Here is a 17,530-nt window from a genome sequence, read left to right on the forward strand (position 1 = left end):
ATTCACTCGATGATTTCCTCGTGCGGCAAAGCCCGCATGTTGTATCTGCTCGCCATGGTCATGCCGTAGGCACCCGCGTCAGCAATCAAAATGACGTCATTCTCAGACGTCGAAATCGGCAACTCCCGGTCATTGCCGAGGACATCGCCACTTTCGCAAATCGGACCGACCACATCGAACTCCGCAAGCGCACTGCCGGCGGGTTTCGACAGGTTGTGGATGCCGTGCCAAGCGTCGTACAACGAGGGTCGGATCAGGGCATTCATGCCCGCATCCAGACCGACCCGTGCCACACCCGACTTGTGAACGACTTGCGTCACGCGGGTCAACAGCACACCCGCCTCGGCCACCAAGAATCGTCCGGGTTCGCAGGCCAATTTATAGCGCGGGAAGCTGTCTTTGATGCCTGCAATTGCCTCGGCAAATCCGGCGAGATCAAACGGCTCCGCATCCGGCGTGTAGGGAATCGGCAGACCTCCGCCCATGTCAATCCATTCCACAGAGCCGATCTGCTCGGCAATACCAATCAGCTCGGAATAGACTTGCGCCCAATGCGTTGGGGATTCGATGCCGCTGCCCAGATGCGCGTGCAATCCGGTGACGCGAATATTCAACGCACGTGCGGCGCGAACAAATGCGCCCAAGCGCGTGATATCCAATCCGAACTTCGAGGCCGCACCCCCGGTGACCACCTTTTCATGATGGCCATCGCCATGGCCTAAATCGATTCGCAACCAAAGGCTGCGCTCTTTGAACACCGCCGGCCATCGCTCCAACACTTCCACGTTGTCGACCGTGACCGTCGCGCCCAGTGCCAGCGCACGTTCGTATTCGCTGCGCGGTGCAAAGCTTGGCGTGAACAGGATGCGTGTGGGCGACAAATCGGGCAGATGCGTTTGCAAGTGTTCGATTTCATCCAAGGACACGCATTCAAAACCGAAGCCCGCCTGCGCCAGCGTTTTCAATATGGCCGGGTTGGAATTGGCTTTCATCGCGTAGTAACGCGCATCGAACGCCTTGATCGCATTCAACTGCGCGGCACGCTCGCGCACGGTGGGCAGGTGATACACGTAGCTCGGTCCATGTTGCGTCCCGATGTCGATGAGGCGTGCCTGCTCAGCACGCCACCACGCGTCGGGCTTGGGCGGACGCGCCTGCAATAACTGCCGCCAACTCGGACCGAAGATCTCGCGCTCCCGAATCGGCATGGCGCCGCTGCGGATCAGTTCCGCGTGCAGCAACGGAATCATGCCGTCGGCGTCGGCCTCATCAATGACGAAGGTCAAGTTCAAATCGTTGGAGGATTGCGAGATGAGATGCACGCGTTCACGCCCGAACGTCGCCCAGACGTCGGACAACTTGTGCAACATCGAGCGCATGCCGCGCCCGACCAAGGTGATCGCTGCACACGGCGCGATCACTTTCACTTTGCAGATGGTGGAAAGATCGCTGGAAAGCCGCTCGAGCACGTCAGTACTGACCAGGTTTTCGCTCGGATCCAACGACACCGTGACGTTGGTTTCCGACGAACCGATCAAGTCCACCGACAATCCATGCGCCTTGAAGCGCTCGAAAATATCGGCGAGGAAACCCACCTGTTGCCACATGCCGATCGATTCCATCGACACCAGCACGATGCCGTTACGACGACTGATGGCTTTGACACCCGGAACGAGTTTTTGCATCCGCGAAATACGCGTACCGCCCAAATCCGGGTTCGAGGTATCCAGAATGCGTATTTCGATATCCGCATCTCGACAAGGACCGATCGCGCGCGGATGCAAAACCTTGGCGCCGGTGGTGGCGATTTCCTGCGCTTCCGCATGATCTAAGCGGGAAAGCAATCGTGCCTCCGGCACTTCGCGCGGATTGGCGCTGAACATGCCGGGGACATCGGTCCAAATTTCAACGCGATCCGCCTTCAACAAGGCACCGAAGTAGGCAGCCGAGGTATCGGAACCGCCACGACCCAAGATCGCGGTGCCACCATCGGCATGCCTTGAAATGAATCCTTGGGTAATCCCCAAGTGACCGATCGCGTTGCCGAAGCGTGCGACTTTGGCTTCGTCGTGCGCATGCAGGCAATTCACCGACAGCCGTTTCGACCAATCGCTCTGGTTCGGCAACTCTAGTGCCGTCAACCAATCACGCGCATCGGCCCAGCGCATGTCATAGCCCTGGGTTCGAAGATATTCCGCACCCAACGACGACGACAGCAATTCGCCTTGGGCCAACACTTCCGCTTGCCAGTCGAGCGGACGGACGGCAGCGCGCGGGTCTTCGCACAGCAATTCTTGCAACGTCTTCAAACGCGTGGCCAGCACGCCGTCGGCCGACAAACCGAGGGAATGCGCAAATTCCCGGTGCAAGGCAGCGATCTGCGCATAGTGTTCGACCGGGTCGACCGCACCTTCGGCAACGGCCAACAGCAAGTTGGTGACGCCAGAGACCGCCGACACCACGACCAACACCCGTTTTCCTTCATCCAGACGTGATTGCGCCAAGCGTCCGATGGTGTCCCATCGCTCGCGTCTTGATACGGAAGTACCGCCAAATTTGAGGACGACCCATTGCGGGTCAGAGGTTGTTGTCATGAGTTGTGGGATGATGCGCACCCAGAACGGGGCAAATAAGGGATTCTAGCGAATCCCCCGTCCCGCGGATGCCTCGAAGACGCGTTGGAGCAAGATGAAAAAGTCGAGACGTTTTACCCAAGTGGATGTATTTGCCAGCCGACCCGGTGCCGGTAATCCGCTGGCCGTGGTGTTGGACGCGGAAGGCCTCGACGATGCCACCATGCAGGCCATCGCGACTTGGACGAGTTTGCCCGAGACGACCTTCGTTTTTCCGGCACCGCATCCCGGGGTGAGCTATGGCTTGCGCATTTTCAGCCCGCGTCGCGAAGTGCCGTTCGCCGGACATCCGAGCGTCGGCACCGCGCACGCGGTGTTGGAAGCAGGCTTGGCCACGCCCGTGAACGGCCAGTTGATTCAATCGGGTATCGCCGGCGACCTGCCGCTGTTGGTGAGCGGCGAAGGCGATAAGCGGACCATCGCCATTCGCACACCGCGCGCGTCGCAGCTGCGCCTGGGTACGCCTGACGACGTCGCATTGGTGGCGGCGATGAAAGGCATCCCCCGCGGCGCACTGCCGCCGGTCCTGATGGACGGAGGACGTCGTTGGTGGTTGGTCGAAGTCCAAGACGAAGCCACGTTGCGTAGCGCCCAGCCCGATTGGGAGGCGATCGCGACCCTTGCGGAAGCCACGCAAAGCATGGGCGTGTTTGCTTATGCCCGCAGTGACGACCCGGTGTACTACTACGCCGTGCGTGCTTGGGTGGGCGCGCCGGCTCGATTCGAAGATGCGGCATCGGGGGCTGCCAATGCGGTCCTCGCGGCTTGGCTTGCTTCACAAAATGCCATTCCCGGTGACGGCCACTTCTATCGTGTGAGCCAAGGGCGCGAAGTCGGCCACGACGCGGTCCTGGAATTGACCGTGGACGCGGAAGGCCATGTGTGGTCTGGCGGTCGCGTCTGCACCGTCGTGAACGGTGCGATCGACTGGCGCGATTGAACGCGCGCTGATGACCTACCGGCCGCTGTGTGCGACCGGTAGGCAGGCTTTTCAATCAGATGGGCCGTACGTCCACGCGCACGCGTAGTTCGTGGCCCGGATCGTAGGGCAAACGATCGGTGTAAGTCCGGCCGCGATATTCATAGGTCACGTCGTACCAAGCACCACCGTCATTGCTGTAGCCCCGGTTGTAGTCGCGCGGATCCGCACCGACGGGAATCGGATCACAGACCGTGACTTGCGGGCGACGCTCGCGATTGCGCTGCGCATTGTCATAGACGCCGGTGCCGGCCACGCCACCCAACACCGAGCCGACCGCGGTACCCAAATAGCGCCCAGAGCCGCCACCGATTTGGCTGCCGACCACCGCACCCACGACCGAACCGACGACGCCTGCGATAGTGCGTCCGGTGCCGTTGCCATAGGTGTTGCCGTAACCGTTTCCGTAGCGGTTATCGGGATAGCCGTAACCGTTGTTGTAGCCGCCGTTGCCGTAGCGGTTGTCCGGATAGGACGAACCGTAACGATCCTGCGGATAGTAGCCACCGCCATCGGTGTAGCAACGCGATCCATTCCGGCTCGACATATTCGACGTACTGCGCGCGGCGTAGTTGTCGACGCGCTGCACACGTATCACGCGCGCCATGTCGTATTGCGCATTGTCCGCGTAGCGACCGGAGGTTTGTCGGTCGTTCCAGCGCGAATCATGTTGCGGTGCAAACTGCGCCGCCGTTTGTGCACTTGCCAAAGAGGCAGCCAATGACATCGGCAAAATCGCCGCACGAACCCAAACTTTCATTGCCTTGCTCCCTTGAATGCAGCGGTACATCTGCGGGTCACACAGTGCGCCAGAGGGCCTAAAAACATGCTGAATCAAGCCATTGGATATCGAAGTTGTTGCTCACCATTCACTTGCCACCGGAAAAGGCGGCGTCCGAAGCAAAATGCGGTTTCAAAAAAAACTGAAAAAAATCGTTAAAAACCCCTTGTTGGGCGTAATTCCATGCAATACAGTGAAGTGCCGGTGAATACCGCGCCACATCAAATTCCCTACGAAACGAGGATCGTTCAAAACATGGCCACGAAGAAAGCCGCCAAAGCTGCCAAGGCAGCACCCAAGAAGGCTGCGAAGGCAGCGCCGAAAGCCGCACCGAAAGCTGCAACGATGAAGCCGATCAAAGAAGCCCTGACCAAGTCGGGTCTGGTTGCGCACATCGCCGACCACACCGGTGTTGCCTCGCGCGACGTTCGCGCCGTGTTGGCTTCGCTTGAAAGCACTGTCCACGCTTCGGTCAACAAGAAGGGCGCAGGCTCCTTCACCATGCCGGGCCTGTTCAAGATCTCGGCGGTTGAAGTTCCGGCACGTCCGGCACGCAAAGGCATCAACCCGTTCACCAAGGAAGAAGTGACCTTCAAGGCACGTCCGAAGTCGACCAAGGTGAAAGTGCGTCCGCTCAAGAAGTTGAAGGACGCTGCCGCCTGAGGCGATCGCGATTCTCGATGAAAGGAAAACCGGCCCACGTGGCCGGTTTTTTCTTGGCCGAAAGCCCACCGTTTACCCCGCTACTTAAACCATGGATGAGTCGCCGCGGCGGCAATGACGTGTTCTTCATGACGCCACGCGCAGTCTGCTGCGATGGATACTTTCAAGACTTTCGGACGTCGCGTCCTATTGGCAACCGCCACCCTGCTTCTCCTCGCCGGCTGCGCGAATGTCGGTCCGGTGCTGAGTGCGATTCTGAGCAACCGTGTGGCGTTCACGCCCGGGCAGTTGCAAACCCAACTGGATCGGCGCTTCCCGCGCGACTACCAACAGGCCAATGGCTTGGTGACATTGCGGGTGTTGAATCCGCGACTCAGCATCGTGCCGGGTTCTCCGCGATTGCGTTTGGACTTTGATGTCGGTGTCGGTGCGCTGGGCCGAAGCCCTGATGCCGGCGACAGTCACTTTGCCGTCACCAGTGGCATCCGCTTTGATCCGGCGCGCATGAGTCTGATGCTCGACGAACCGGCGGTCGAAGATGTGAATCTCAACAATTTGAGTGCGTTGAACGGACCAGCCAAGAACGCATTGACGAATTGGCTGCAAGACTACGCGGCCAAGGAACCGGTCTATACATTGGACGCGTCCACTCAGGCGCAATTGCGTGGTCGTGAAATCAGTTCGACCATGATCGAAAACGGCATGGTGGTGGTGAACTTGCGCCCCGCGACTTCAGCGACCGGCACTTCGGCGCCCAGCAACGGATGGACCCACTGATGCGCGCACGGACTTGGCTCATGTCGGCAACCTTGGCTGTTGCCGTTGTCACCACATTGTCGTTTACCGCGTGCAAACGTGACGCTGCGCCGGTGACACCGGAAACCGGCATGAATGCCGATGGCAGCAGCAAAGGATTGCCGCAACCTGCCGCAAGCGGCAGCCGCAGTTCAATCACCGGCACGCCCACCGATAACGGCTATATGAATTTGCCGCCGGTTACCCGCATACCCGGCGGCACTGGCAATGGCGTATCTGGCACAGCGCAACCGCCTGCGGTCGTGCAGGCGCTGCCACCCGTGCCGACCACAACGACGCCGGCGCCACCCACGACTTCCGGTCCGGTCGCGGCCGTAATCGACGCCAACGACGCGCGTGAACCGACGGTGGACGACGCGAAACGTTTGATTGAGGACTATTACGCAGCCGTCAACCGCGGTGCTTACGACAGTGCGTATCGCATGTGGTCGAACAACGGCCAAGCCAGCGGCAAGACCTTGCGTGATTTCACCAATGGCTATGCGGATACCGCAAGCGTCAGTGTCAGCTTGGGCGATCCGGGTCGGGTAGATGCCGGCGCCGGTCAGCGTTATATCGTGCTGCCCGTTCGTATCGTCGCGCGTCAACGTGATCAGTCGACCAAGGAATTCCAAGGCAGCTATACCCTGGGCCGCACGGTTGTCGACGGCGCAACATCTGCGCAGAGAAATTGGAGCATTCGCTCCGCCAGCATCGACACAGTGCGCCCCTGATTCCGACGAAAAAAGAGGCCGCGTTGCGGCCTCTTTGACTTGAACAGCGCGCGTTATTTGCGCTTGGCGACTTTCTTTTTCTTTTCGGCTTTTTTCTCGCCTTCTTTGGGCTGCAACATCGTGCCGGTGCAATTTTTGCAGCCGCAGCGGCAGCCCCACAATTTCTTCAACGCCGGCGTATGCGGCTCATCCAACGTGATGCCGTAGTTGTACGTCAGTTCTTCGCCGGGGCGGATATCACGAATCGCCTCGATGTAGACCTTGTCCTTGTGGCGTTTGCCTTTCTCGTTTTCGTCGAGCACCGCTTCGCAGTTCGGTGAGCAGCTGTGATTGATCCAGCGCGCGACATTGCCTTCCTGATTGGCATCGATCACATACTCATCGTTGAGTGTGAACAAGAAGGTGTGTCCGTCTTCCTCGACCTGACCGTATTCCTCATCAACCTCCGCATGTGTGCGCAAAGCGCCCTTATAACGGACCACGCGTTCGCCCTTGGCGATGGCTTCGGTGGCGAACACGCCATTACCGTGAATATCCGACTCGCGACGCTCAATCTTCTTATGCTTCTTTGCCATGCGATGCTGCCCTTGGTGGAACAGCGAGTATAAGGTGCGCCGTTGCGCGACTGGTTGCACGGAAGTTGAATGCAGCACGGTCAATCCGTACAATATTGGTCTGTTATACGACCCGCCGCCCAATGCTCCGCATCGCCCGACTCACCGATTACGCCACCGTCGTCATGACGGTCCTGGCGGAAGCACCCGACGCGGTGCTGAGTACCACCGAGCTTGCGGAACGTGCCGGCCTCGAAGCCACCACCGTGGCCAAGGTGCTCAAGCCGTTGGCACAAAGCGGACTGGTCGAAGGTTTTCGCGGCAGTGCCGGTGGCTACAAGCTGGCGCGCGACGCCCATCGCATATCGTTGGGTGACGTGGTCGAAGCCATGGAAGGACCGTTAGCCATGACCGAATGCTGCAGCCAACAATCCGGCTGCTCGATCGCGCAAGGCTGTCGCTCGCGTCATGCCTGGCAGCGGGTCAATCATCTGATCGCCGACGCATTGCGGGCTACTCCGCTGTTGGCGTCCGAAGGACAACACAAATGAACACGCGTAACGCAGAAATCACCGAACAACTCGGTCGCCGCTACGAAGCGGGCTTCATCACCGAGATCGAATCGGAATCGTTGCCGCCCGGCTTGAACGAAGACATCATCCGCGCCTTGTCGGCAAAGAAAGACGAGCCGGAATGGATGACCGAGTGGCGCCTGCAGGCCTTCCGCCATTGGCTGACCATGGACACGCCGGAATGGGCCTATCTCAACATTGCGCCCATCGACTTCCAAGCCATCAGCTACTACTCGGCACCCAAAGCCAAATACAACTCGCTTGATGAAGTGCCGCAAGAGCTCCTCGATACCTACGACAAGCTGGGTGTGCCGCTGCATGAGCGGGCGAAGCTCGCCGGCGTCGCGGTGGATGCCGTGTTTGATTCGGTCAGTGTCGGCACCACGGTCCACAAGGAGTTGGTCGAGCGCGGCATCATTTTCTGCTCGATGTCCGAAGCGATCAAAAACCACCCGGATCTGATCAAACAATATTTGGGCACGGTTGTACCGGTCGGCGACAATTACTTTGCCGCGCTCAATTCCGCCGTCTTCTCCGACGGCAGCTTCGTCTTCATTCCGGAGGGCGTGAAGTGCCCGATGGAACTCTCGACCTATTTCCGCATCAATGCCGGCCACACCGGTCAGTTCGAGCGCACCTTGATCGTCTGCGAAAGCCGCGCGCAAGTGAGCTACCTGGAAGGCTGCACCGCACCGATGCGCGACGAGAACCAATTGCACGCCGCTGTGGTGGAGCTGGTCGCACTCGAAGATGCCGACATCAAATATTCGACCGTGCAGAACTGGTATCCCGGCGATGAAAACGGCGTCGGCGGCATTTACAACTTCGTGACCAAACGCGCGGAATGCCGCGGTGACCGCAGCAAGGTCACTTGGACCCAAGTGGAAACCGGCTCGGCCATCACCTGGAAGTATCCGAGCTGCGTATTGAAAGGCGACGACAGTGTGGGTGAATTCCATTCGGTTGCACTCACCCATCACCGTCAGCAAGCCGATACCGGCACAAAGATGATCCACGTGGGCAAACGCACCAAGTCAAAGATCGTCAGCAAAGGCATCAGCGCCGGCCATGGTCAAAACACCTATCGCGGCCTGGTCCGGGTGGAAAGCGGTGCCGAAGGCGCGCGTAACCATACCCAATGTGATTCGCTTCTGATCGGCAAGCATTGCGGTGCGCACACGTTCCCTTACATCGTGGCCAAACACCCCAGCGCCACCATCGAACACGAAGCCACCACGTCGAAGATCAGTGACGACCAATTGTTCTACTGTCGTTCGCGCGGTATCGGCGAAGAAGACGCCGTCTCCATGATCGTCGACGGTTTCTGCCGCCAAGTTTTTCGCGAGCTGCCGATGGAATTCGCCGTCGAAGCCAAGAAGTTGTTGGAAGTCTCGCTCGAAGGTGCGGTGGGCTAAGCGCCCACGGCATCTCGCACTCTCATCCGGAGCACATACACCATGTTGTCCATCGAAAACCTACACGCCCGCGTCGAATCGCGGGAAATCCTCAAAGGTCTTCAGCTCGAAGTGAAGCCCGGCGAAGTGCACGCCATCATGGGCCCCAACGGTGCCGGCAAATCCACGTTGGGCAATGTGCTCTCAGGTCGTGACGGCTATGAAATCACCGAGGGCTCGGTGCAATTCGAAGGCCGCGATCTGCTGGCATTGGAACCGGAAGAACGTGCCGCGCTCGGCGTGTTTCTGGCGTTCCAATACCCGGTGGAAATCCCGGGCGTCAACAACACGTATTTCTTGCGCACCGCCTTGAATGCACAACGCCAAGCGCAGGGCAAACCGGCATTGGACTCGGTCGAATTCTTGAAACTGGTGCGCGAAAAAATCAAAGTGCTGCACTTGCCCGATACCTTGTTGGCACGGGGCGTCAACGAAGGTTTCAGCGGCGGTGAAAAAAAGCGCAACGAGATTTTCCAACTCGCGGTGTTGGAACCCAAGCTTGCGATCCTTGACGAAACCGACAGCGGGCTCGATATCGACGCGCTCAAAGCGGTGGCAGATGGCGTCAACGCCCTGCGCTCGCCGGACCGCTCTTTCATTGTGATCACCCACTATCAACGTCTGCTCGACTACATCAAGCCGGATGTGGTGCACGTCTTGGCGGACGGTCGCATCGTTGAAACCGGTGGTCCCGAGCTCGCGCTGGAATTGGAAGCGCATGGCTACGCCTGGATTAAAGACCGGATCGGTCCGACGGCAGTGTCGACCCCATGAGCGCACTGCTTGAAAGCCTGACGCAACCGCAGAATCCGCTGAGTTCGGAAACTCGGCTGCAAGCGATCCGCAATGCCGGATTGCCAGGGCGCCGCGAAGAAGCTTGGCGCACCACGGCGCTGCGCGCCTATGAACGCCGCAGCTTTGCCGCAGCGACAACGCCGTCGGTGGACGCTGCGGATATCGCCCATATTCCGGCGCCGCGCGTGGTGTTTGCGAATGGCCATTACGTGGCGGAGCTCAGCGATCTGAAAGGCAGCGAGGGCCAGTTGTCGATTGCGGTCGGTCCCGGCAACAACGCTTACCAAATTGAATCCTCGCCCGCGCGTTTCCTTGAAGACATCGTCGAAGCCCAAAACGGCCAAGGCTTGAATGTCACCGTCCTAGCCGGAAAGACGGCCCATCTGCATTGGGTCAATCTCGCTCAATCTGCCGAGGCGGATGTGGTCTGGCACGCCCAACACCATGTGCAAGTGATGGAGGGCGCCAAGCTTTGCCTCATCGAGCACCATGTGGGCAACGCAGGCGCCTCGCATCTGTCGAATAGCGTGTGCACCTTGCGTTTGGATGCCAACGCGCAGTGTGAGCACCTGCGCGTGCAAACGCTCGGCGCCGCCATGCTCAGCTTCACCAGCACGCATGCCAGTTTGGAACGCGGCGCGCACTACCGCCGACTCGACCTTGAATTCGGCGCGGCCCTGGCGCGGCATGTCTTGGATGTGGAACTGCGTGGCGAAGACGCTTTTTGCGAGGCACACGGTGTTGCCGTCGCCAGTGACAAGCAACATCTGGACACGCGTTTGAATGTCAGCCATATCGGCAAGAACGCCCGCTGCGATTTGCGCTGGCGCGGTATCGCCAATGGTCGCTCGCGCATCATCACGCATGGCGGCATCCGCATCCGGCAAGGCGCCGACGGCAGTGATGCCGCATTCAATTCCCGCAACATCTTGCTGTCCAATACCGCGACGGTCGAATCACAGCCGGTGCTTGAAATCCACGCTGATGAAGTCAAGGCCGCGCACGGCTCGACGGTCGGACAACTAGATAGCAACGCCCTGTTCTATTTGCGCGCACGCGGCATCCCGGAAGAAAAAGCGCGGGCGATTCTCACGCGCGCTTTCGGCAATGAAGTGATCGACTTGATTGAAGACAGCGTCTTGGCAGAGGCCGCCAATGCCGCTTTGGCCACGGCGATGCGGGAAAAGACCTTGTGAGCGACCGGGACTGGCAAGCCATTCGGGCGGATTTTCCGTTGCTGTCGCGCACAGTAAACGGCAAGCCGCTGCGCTACTTCGACACCGCCAACACCAGCCAGAAACCTGCGGCAGTGATTGAAGCGACGGATGACTTCTATCGCCAACACAATGCCAATGTGAGCCGCGCGGTCCATACCTTGGGCAGCGAAGCGACGGAAGCCTACGAGGACGCACGAAAAGCCATTGCCGCGTTCATCGGCGTGCCGGCAAACACACTGATTTTGACCAGTGGCACCACTTTCGGCATCAACTTGGTGGCCTATGCGTGGGCACTGCCGCGATTGACCGCCGGTGACCGCATTCTGGTCACGCGCATGGAGCACCACGCCAATATCGTGCCCTGGCAGTTGATTGCCGAACGCACCGGCGCCCGTATTGAGGTTGTGGATTTGCTGCCGGATGGCAGCTTGGATCTTGCCGGCCTCTATGCCGCGATGAACGATACGGTGAAACTGCTGGCACTGACACACGTCAGCAACGTCTTGGGCACGGTGAATCCCGTTCAAGCCATCTGTCGCGAGGCGCGCAAGCACGGCATCACGACCTTGGTGGACGGTTCGCAAGCATTGCCGCATATGCCGGTCAACGTTGCCGCATTGGGGTGTGATTTCTATGTGGCCACCGGACACAAGCTCTGCGGCCCCACCGGCACCGGCGTGCTCTGGGGACGCAAAGAACTTCTGGATGCCATGCCGCCTTTCATCGGTGGCGGTGAAATGATCAAGGAAGTGCGCTTCGAGGGCACGATCTTCAACGACGTGCCCGCCAAGTTCGAGGCCGGCACACCCAACATTGCCGGCCATGTCGGTCTGGGTGCCGCGGTTCGCTATCTCTCCGGCATCGGCATGGCCGAGATTCAAGCGCGTGAATCCGAGTTGTTGGCCTATGCCACCGAACAACTCGCCAAGATCGACGGCTTGCGAATTTTCGGCACCGCGCCGGACAAGGCGGCCATTATTTCCTTTGCCGTCGAAGGCGCGCATGCCCACGATCTGGCCACCTTGTTGGATCTCGAAGGCATCGCGGTGCGTTCCGGTCAACATTGTGCGCATCCGCTGATGCAGTTCCTCGGTGTCAGCGCCACCTGCCGCGCTTCCATCGCTTTTTACAACACCCATGAAGATATCGACGCACTAGCGGCGGCGATCATCAAAGTGCGCAAACTCCTGCAATGACGATTTCACTCACCTTCCGCGACGCGAACCATGCCGATATTCCTTGGCTGGTGGACTTGGTGACCCGAGCTTATCGGGGCGATGCCAGCCGCAAAGGCTGGACCACGGAAGCCGACTTGCTAGACGGCCAACGGATCGATGCCGAACGCATGCAGGCGATTTTGGATGCGCCGCAAAGCATGGTCTTGGTGGCAGCGCTGGACGGACAACCGATGGCCTGTGCGCAAGTCGCGATGGAAGACGGCGCCGGCTACTTCGGCATGTTTTCGGTCGAACCCGAGGCACAAGGCGGCGGTATCGGCAAACGTGTGTTGGCGGAAGCCGAGCGCATTGTCCGCACGCGTTGGCAGGCCCCGTTGATGCGCATGACCGTCATTGACGTGCGCGACAGCTTGATCGCATTCTACGAGCGGCGCGGCTACGTGCGCACCGGCCGTCATGCGCCCTTCCCCTACGGCGATGAGCGCTATGGCATTCCCAAGCGCGATGATTTGCGCTTTGAAATCCTCGAGAAAGGGTTGATCGATGGCTAACTGGACGCGTCTTGCGCATATTGCCGAAATCCTCCCCGGTGAGCGCATGACCGAATGGGTGGATGACCTGCCCATTCTCATCACCAACATCGACGGCGCGTATTACGCCGTGGAAGACAAGTGCACCCATGAAGACTTCGAATTGAGTGCCGGTCCGATCGACGCCGCGACAGCGACCATCGAATGCGTCCTGCACGGCGCCCGCTTCGACCTGAAAACCGGTGAAGCGCTGTGCGCGCCCGCCTACAGCCCGGTGCGTGCCTTCACGCTCAAGATCGAGGACGACTACCTGTTCGCCGATCTCGAATGAGAATGACATCCAAAATCATTTGCAAATAGGAATCACTATCATTTAGACTAGCGGCTCGCATTCAGCAGGCCACTCTCTTGATCGTTTCCCGTAAATACGCTGGTAGCCAGCGTCAAGCACTGACCCAAGCTTCGTTGAAGTCCCTCGCCGCCGCCGGCATCGCCTTGAGCGCCGCGCAAGGCGCATGGGCAGCAGACACCACGACCGCCGCCGCCGACACCTCGGCAGAACCGCAGCGCGCCGCCAAGACGCTCGACGCTGTGAACGTTCGCGGCCTGCGCGACACCTCCGCGTCCAACAAATACACCCAAGCGCTTCAAAACACGCCGCAGACCGTGCAAGTGATCGGTCGCGAACTGATCAAAGAACAAGGCGCCACCACCCTGTCGGAAGCCTTGCGCAACAGCGCCGGTGTCGGCACCTTCTACGCCGGTGAAAACGGCAACACCTCGACGGGCGACACGATCTCGATGCGCGGTTTCGATACTTCGAACAGCATCTTTCTGGACGGCATTCGCGATGTCGGATCGATTTCCCGCGACATCTTCAACATCGAGCAAATCGAAGTGGTGAAAGGACCGGCGGGCACCGACACCGGACGCGCCGCACCCACCGGTTCGATCAACATGATCACCAAGCAGGCGCGCTTGCGTAACGCGATTTACGGCACCGTCTCGGCGGGCACCGACAACCAAAAACGCATCACCACCGATTGGAGTCAGAAAATCGGCGCCACCTCGGCCTTGCGCCTCAACGCGATGTGGCAGGACAGCGATGTCCCGGGCCGCGATCACGTCAATAACAGTCGTTGGGCGATCGCACCGTCCTTGGCCTTCGGACTCGGCACTCCGACGCGTCTGTACCTCAACCTGTTCCACATGAAGCAAGACAATGTGCCCGACGGCTATGTGCCGACCATCGGCCTGCCCGGCTGGACACCGCAACCGGGCCTGGAAGCTTTGGTCGGCCATCCGGTGAATCCGGAAAACTTTTACGGCACCTCGTCCGATCACGACAAGGTCACCGCGCAAATGGCGACGTTGCGTTTCGAACATGATTTGAATGAGCATGTGACGATCACCAACACCACGCGTTGGTCGCGCACCGAGCAGGACTACATGCTCACCGCGTTCATGTCGACCGGCGGCACCGTCGCCAACCCGATGGCTGGCAACATCAAATGGACAAATCCTGCCGACCTGTCGACCTACACCTTGAATCGCAGCCATCCCACGTTCAAAGAGCAACGCAACGGATTGCTGGCCAATCAATTGAATCTCGGTGCGGATTTTGCCACGGGCACTGTCCAACACGCGCTTAGCGCCGGTCTGGAATGGACGCGCGAATCGCAGGACTTCCGTGCCCAAGGCGCGGCCAACGGCAGCAGCTGGACGCCGGCCAATCTCTATTCACCGGATTGGAATGCCACGGGTTTGGTGTGGAACTACACGGGTGCGGAAAACCACGGCACCACCACCACGACCTCGTTGTATGTGTTCGACACCCTCACCTTCAGTGAAAAATTCCTGATCACCGGCGGCGTGCGTGCGGACCGTTACAAGACCGAGTTCAAGAGCTCTACTGTGTGTAGCGCGACGCGTGCCCCATTGTGCGGCAGCAACCCCGCGGGCACCGTCTATGACAATCCGTTGGTGACCTTGTCCGATACGTTGATCAACTACAAGCTCGGCGCCGTTTACAAGCCGATTGAAGACCTGAGCCTGTACGCGAACTACGCGATCTCCTATCAGCCGCCGGGCGGCGCGAACTTCTCGCTGAGCACGGCCAACAACAGCTTGGACAACCCGTCCATGGATCCGCAAAAGGCGCGTACCGTGGAACTCGGCGCGAAATGGCGCACCTTCGGCGGACGTCTCGGACTGGATCTTGCCCTGTTCCGCACCAACGTCACCAATGAAATCAACACGCAAGTGTTGGATGCCAACGGCAACCCGACCCAAACCGGCGAAAAGGAAGTCAAAGGTGTCGAACTCTCGCTGTTCGGCAACCTCACCGAAGCTTGGACAGTGAGCGCAGGCTACACTCACCAAAAGGCGGTGGTGAAAGAAGGTGCGTTTGTCACTGCCGACGGCACACCGAATCTCACCTATACCCCGGGCGACAGCTTCACGGCTTGGACTTCCTACAAACTGCCGTTCGGCCTAACAATCGGTGGCGGCGCACGTCACATGGGCGGCCTGCATCGCGGTACCGACGGTGCGGTGGGTACCCCGAGCTACACAGAAAGCTACACGGTCTATGACGCCGTGGCGGCTATGAAGCTCACCGATTCGCTCGACCTGCGTTTGAATGCCTACAATTTGGGCAACAAGAAATACGTGGCATCCATCAACAAGAGCGGCTACCGCTATACCCCGGGTGCGGCCCGGAGTGTGCTCTTGAGCTTGGATTTCAAATTCTGATCCGCGCCATTTGCGAGTTCCGCCATGCTTTTGCATATTCCATCCGTACTCAGCCCTGACGAACTTTCCGCCATGCGGAAAGCACTGGCGAGGGCGGAATGGACCGACGGTCGCGAGACCGTCGGCACGCAGGGCGCAAAGGTCAAGCGCAACCAGCAACTTCCGGATGCATCGCCACTGCGCGCCGAATTGGCGCGCATCGTCTTGTCTGCACTGGCGCGCAATAGCACCTATTTTTCCGCCGCGTTGCCCCTGAAGACTCTGACACCCCGCTTCAATCGCTACAGCGGTCATGGTGAATACGGCTTCCATGTTGACGGCGCCGTGATGCGTGCCGACGCCGATGTGCAATTGCGATCCGACCTCTCCTGCACCTTGTTCCTTGCCGATCCCGACGACTACGACGGCGGCGAACTGGTCATCAGTGATACTTACGGAGAGCATGCGGTGAAGTTGCCGGCCGGTGACTTGATCCTGTATCCCGCCAGCAGTCTGCACAAAGTCGAGCCCGTCACCCGCGGCGAACGCCTCGCCTCTTTCTTCTGGATCCAAAGCATGGTGCGCGACGATGCCCGTCGCCGCATGTTGTTTGATATGGACCAAGCCATCCAAGCCTTGGTCGGCGATAACGCAGATGCCACCGCTACCCTGCAACTCACCGGCATCTATCACAACCTGCTCCGGCAATGGGCGGAAACATGAGCCGCGCGCAGGACGATCTGCCATTGCAAAAAGAGGCGGCGGCCAGGCAGCGGCGTGGCTATTGGCTGCGCACCTTGCACCAATGGCATTGGATTAGCGCGGCCGTTTGCATGATCGGCATGCTGTTGTTTTCAGTTACTGGCATCACGTTGAACCATGCGTCGAAAATCGAGGCGGTTCCGAAAGTCAGCCATCTTGAAGCGCGCGTTCCGTCGACGGTCCTCGCGCAATTGCAGGGCGCGCACACCGATGAGGCACCCCTGCCGCCGGCCCTGACGGAATGGCTGGCGTCGAAACACGGAATCGATGCGCGCAGCAAGAAAGCCGAGTGGTCGGAAGACGAGTTGTATGTCTCGATGCCGGGTCCCGGCCGCGATGCTTGGTTCAGTGTGCAAAAGGCCGACGGCAGCTTCGAGTACGAACGCACCGATCGTGGCACCTTGGCCTACCTCAATGATCTGCACAAGGGCCGCAACGCGGGTGCGGCGTGGACTTGGTTCATCGATATTTTCGCCGTCGCTTGCATCGTGTTCACCCTGAGCGGCTTGTTTTTGCTGTACCTGCATTCCAAGCAACGAAAAATGACTTGGCCGATGGTCGGTCTCGGTTTGTTGATTCCGGCATTGCTCGCCTTGTTGTTCATTCACTAGTTTCAAGAAAGGATCCGTCCATGCGCGTCACCGTTTCTCTTGTCATCGGCAGCCTGTTGGTCGCCCCGGCCCACGCCGGCGAACTCACCGTGAATGTCGAAGTACCGCGCATCAATGCGGCTGAGTACCACCGCCCGTATGTGGCGGTCTGGATTGAAGGCGCCAACCAACAAACCGTCGCGAACTTGTCGGTCTGGTACCAACAAAAAGACAGCAAAGAAGGTGCCGGCACCAAATGGCTTCCCGACCTGCGTCAATGGTGGCGCAAAGGCGGCCGCAGTCTGAAAGTGCCCGCAGACGGCATCAGCGGCCCGACCCGTCCGGTCGGCAAACATGCGCTCAAGTTCGATCAACGCCATCCGGCCTTGGCGAAATTGCCGCCGGGCAAATACAGCCTGGTGGTGGAAGCGGTGCGCGAAGTCGGCGGCCGTGAGCTGGTCAAGATTCCTTTCGAGTGGAATGGCGCACCCAGCGCCGGTAGCACGCAAGGCAAAACCGAATTGGGCGCGGTCAGTCTGACCGCCAAAAAATAACTGGAG

18 protein-coding genes are annotated in these 17,530 nt (G+C 59.5%); 15 read left to right on the top strand and 3 right to left on the bottom strand.

What is annotated here, in order from left to right:
* Window positions 1–2: 2 nt before the first annotated feature.
* Window positions 3–2,594, bottom strand: a complete 2,592-nt coding sequence (locus H8L67_RS08245; protein WP_220379359.1) for a bifunctional aspartate kinase/diaminopimelate decarboxylase — start codon at window positions 2,592–2,594, stop codon at window positions 3–5.
* Window positions 2,595–2,688: 94 nt separating this feature from the next.
* On the opposite strand from H8L67_RS08245, the gene H8L67_RS08250 reads away from it, so the two are divergent.
* Window positions 2,689–3,573: a PhzF family phenazine biosynthesis protein gene (locus tag H8L67_RS08250; protein ID WP_220379360.1), complete on the top strand. Its 885-nt coding sequence runs from the start codon at window positions 2,689–2,691 to the stop codon at window positions 3,571–3,573.
* Between the two features lie 55 nt (window positions 3,574–3,628).
* Here the strand turns inward: H8L67_RS08250 and H8L67_RS08255 are convergent, their stop codons facing one another.
* On the bottom strand, window positions 3,629–4,372 hold the full coding sequence (locus H8L67_RS08255) for a glycine zipper 2TM domain-containing protein (protein WP_220379361.1): 744 nt from the start codon (window positions 4,370–4,372) through the stop codon (window positions 3,629–3,631).
* A 276-nt stretch (window positions 4,373–4,648) separates the two neighbouring features.
* Between H8L67_RS08255 and H8L67_RS08260 the strand changes: the two genes are divergently transcribed.
* The 3 genes from H8L67_RS08260 to H8L67_RS08270 all read left to right on the top strand — a co-directional run bounded on the left by H8L67_RS08260 (window position 4,649) and on the right by H8L67_RS08270 (window position 6,585).
* On the top strand, window positions 4,649–5,056 hold the full coding sequence (locus H8L67_RS08260) for an HU family DNA-binding protein (RefSeq protein ID WP_220379362.1): 408 nt from the start codon (window positions 4,649–4,651) through the stop codon (window positions 5,054–5,056).
* Window positions 5,057–5,209: 153 nt separating this feature from the next.
* On the top strand, window positions 5,210–5,833 hold the full coding sequence (locus tag H8L67_RS08265) for a YceB family lipoprotein (protein ID WP_220379363.1): 624 nt from the start codon (window positions 5,210–5,212) through the stop codon (window positions 5,831–5,833).
* Between the two features lie 20 nt (window positions 5,834–5,853).
* Window positions 5,854–6,585, top strand: a complete 732-nt coding sequence (locus H8L67_RS08270; RefSeq protein ID WP_220379364.1) for a hypothetical protein — start codon at window positions 5,854–5,856, stop codon at window positions 6,583–6,585.
* Window positions 6,586–6,638: 53 nt separating this feature from the next.
* On the opposite strand, the gene H8L67_RS08275 is transcribed toward H8L67_RS08270, so the two are convergent.
* Entirely contained in the window at window positions 6,639–7,160 is a 522-nt protein-coding gene (locus tag H8L67_RS08275; protein ID WP_220379365.1) for an SET domain-containing protein, read from the bottom strand.
* Window positions 7,161–7,282: 122 nt separating this feature from the next.
* Here H8L67_RS08275 and H8L67_RS08280 point away from each other — a divergent pair, with 122 nt between their 5' ends.
* The 11 genes from H8L67_RS08280 to H8L67_RS08330 all read left to right on the top strand — a co-directional run bounded on the left by H8L67_RS08280 (window position 7,283) and on the right by H8L67_RS08330 (window position 17,524).
* Entirely contained in the window at window positions 7,283–7,690 is a 408-nt protein-coding gene (locus tag H8L67_RS08280) for an SUF system Fe-S cluster assembly regulator (protein ID WP_220379366.1), read from the top strand.
* Window positions 7,687–9,126 carry a Fe-S cluster assembly protein SufB gene (gene sufB / locus H8L67_RS08285; RefSeq protein ID WP_220379367.1) on the top strand — a complete coding sequence of 480 codons (1,440 nt, stop codon included), beginning with the start codon at window positions 7,687–7,689 and terminating at the stop codon, window positions 9,124–9,126. The genes H8L67_RS08280 and sufB overlap by 4 nt, the downstream gene beginning before the upstream one ends.
* A 42-nt stretch (window positions 9,127–9,168) precedes the next feature.
* Window positions 9,169–9,939: a Fe-S cluster assembly ATPase SufC gene (sufC, locus tag H8L67_RS08290; protein ID WP_220379368.1), complete on the top strand. Its 771-nt coding sequence runs from the start codon at window positions 9,169–9,171 to the stop codon at window positions 9,937–9,939.
* On the top strand, window positions 9,936–11,156 hold the full coding sequence (sufD, locus tag H8L67_RS08295; protein ID WP_220379369.1) for a Fe-S cluster assembly protein SufD: 1,221 nt from the start codon (window positions 9,936–9,938) through the stop codon (window positions 11,154–11,156). Before sufC ends, sufD begins: the two co-directional genes overlap by 4 nt.
* Window positions 11,153–12,373, top strand: coding sequence for a cysteine desulfurase (locus H8L67_RS08300; RefSeq protein WP_220379370.1), 1,221 nt, complete (start codon window positions 11,153–11,155; stop codon window positions 12,371–12,373). Before sufD ends, H8L67_RS08300 begins: the two co-directional genes overlap by 4 nt.
* The gene (locus H8L67_RS08305; RefSeq protein ID WP_220379371.1) at window positions 12,370–12,906 is read left to right on the top strand and encodes a GNAT family N-acetyltransferase; all 537 of its coding nucleotides are present in this window, start codon (window positions 12,370–12,372) and stop codon (window positions 12,904–12,906) included. The genes H8L67_RS08300 and H8L67_RS08305 overlap by 4 nt, the downstream gene beginning before the upstream one ends.
* Window positions 12,899–13,216, top strand: coding sequence for a Rieske (2Fe-2S) protein (locus H8L67_RS08310; protein ID WP_220379372.1), 318 nt, complete (start codon window positions 12,899–12,901; stop codon window positions 13,214–13,216). Before H8L67_RS08305 ends, H8L67_RS08310 begins: the two co-directional genes overlap by 8 nt.
* A gap of 77 nt (window positions 13,217–13,293) precedes the next feature.
* Window positions 13,294–15,639 carry a catecholate siderophore receptor Fiu gene (locus H8L67_RS08315; RefSeq protein WP_255555946.1) on the top strand — a complete coding sequence of 782 codons (2,346 nt, stop codon included), beginning with the start codon at window positions 13,294–13,296 and terminating at the stop codon, window positions 15,637–15,639.
* Between the two features lie 24 nt (window positions 15,640–15,663).
* Window positions 15,664–16,341, top strand: a complete 678-nt coding sequence (locus tag H8L67_RS08320; protein WP_220379373.1) for a Fe2+-dependent dioxygenase — start codon at window positions 15,664–15,666, stop codon at window positions 16,339–16,341.
* Entirely contained in the window at window positions 16,338–16,991 is a 654-nt protein-coding gene (locus H8L67_RS08325; RefSeq protein WP_220379374.1) for a PepSY-associated TM helix domain-containing protein, read from the top strand. The genes H8L67_RS08320 and H8L67_RS08325 overlap by 4 nt, the downstream gene beginning before the upstream one ends.
* A gap of 20 nt (window positions 16,992–17,011) precedes the next feature.
* Window positions 17,012–17,524, top strand: coding sequence for a DUF2271 domain-containing protein (locus H8L67_RS08330; RefSeq protein WP_220379375.1), 513 nt, complete (start codon window positions 17,012–17,014; stop codon window positions 17,522–17,524).
* Window positions 17,525–17,530 lie beyond the last annotated feature (6 nt).

The organism is Lysobacter soyae (genome assembly GCF_019551435.1).
GTDB lineage: Bacteria > Pseudomonadota > Gammaproteobacteria > Xanthomonadales > Xanthomonadaceae > Solilutibacter > Solilutibacter soyae.

Bases quoted from the DNA above. Each gene is read 5' to 3' on its own strand.
- H8L67_RS08245 (WP_220379359.1), bottom strand. From the start codon at position 2,594: ATGACAACAACCTCTGACCCGCAATGGGTCGTCCTCAAATTTGGCGGT.
- H8L67_RS08250 (WP_220379360.1), top strand. From the start codon at position 2,689: ATGAAAAAGTCGAGACGTTTTACCCAAGTGGATGTATTTGCCAGCCGA.
- H8L67_RS08255 (WP_220379361.1), bottom strand. From the start codon at position 4,372: ATGAAAGTTTGGGTTCGTGCGGCGATTTTGCCGATGTCATTGGCTGCC.
- H8L67_RS08260 (WP_220379362.1), top strand. From the start codon at position 4,649: ATGGCCACGAAGAAAGCCGCCAAAGCTGCCAAGGCAGCACCCAAGAAG.
- H8L67_RS08265 (WP_220379363.1), top strand. From the start codon at position 5,210: ATGGATACTTTCAAGACTTTCGGACGTCGCGTCCTATTGGCAACCGCC.
- H8L67_RS08270 (WP_220379364.1), top strand. From the start codon at position 5,854: ATGTCGGCAACCTTGGCTGTTGCCGTTGTCACCACATTGTCGTTTACC.
- H8L67_RS08275 (WP_220379365.1), bottom strand. From the start codon at position 7,160: ATGGCAAAGAAGCATAAGAAGATTGAGCGTCGCGAGTCGGATATTCAC.
- H8L67_RS08280 (WP_220379366.1), top strand. From the start codon at position 7,283: ATGCTCCGCATCGCCCGACTCACCGATTACGCCACCGTCGTCATGACG.
- sufB (WP_220379367.1), top strand. From the start codon at position 7,687: ATGAACACGCGTAACGCAGAAATCACCGAACAACTCGGTCGCCGCTAC.
- sufC (WP_220379368.1), top strand. From the start codon at position 9,169: ATGTTGTCCATCGAAAACCTACACGCCCGCGTCGAATCGCGGGAAATC.
- sufD (WP_220379369.1), top strand. From the start codon at position 9,936: ATGAGCGCACTGCTTGAAAGCCTGACGCAACCGCAGAATCCGCTGAGT.
- H8L67_RS08305 (WP_220379371.1), top strand. From the start codon at position 12,370: ATGACGATTTCACTCACCTTCCGCGACGCGAACCATGCCGATATTCCT.
- H8L67_RS08310 (WP_220379372.1), top strand. From the start codon at position 12,899: ATGGCTAACTGGACGCGTCTTGCGCATATTGCCGAAATCCTCCCCGGT.
- H8L67_RS08320 (WP_220379373.1), top strand. From the start codon at position 15,664: ATGCTTTTGCATATTCCATCCGTACTCAGCCCTGACGAACTTTCCGCC.
- H8L67_RS08325 (WP_220379374.1), top strand. From the start codon at position 16,338: ATGAGCCGCGCGCAGGACGATCTGCCATTGCAAAAAGAGGCGGCGGCC.
- H8L67_RS08330 (WP_220379375.1), top strand. From the start codon at position 17,012: ATGCGCGTCACCGTTTCTCTTGTCATCGGCAGCCTGTTGGTCGCCCCG.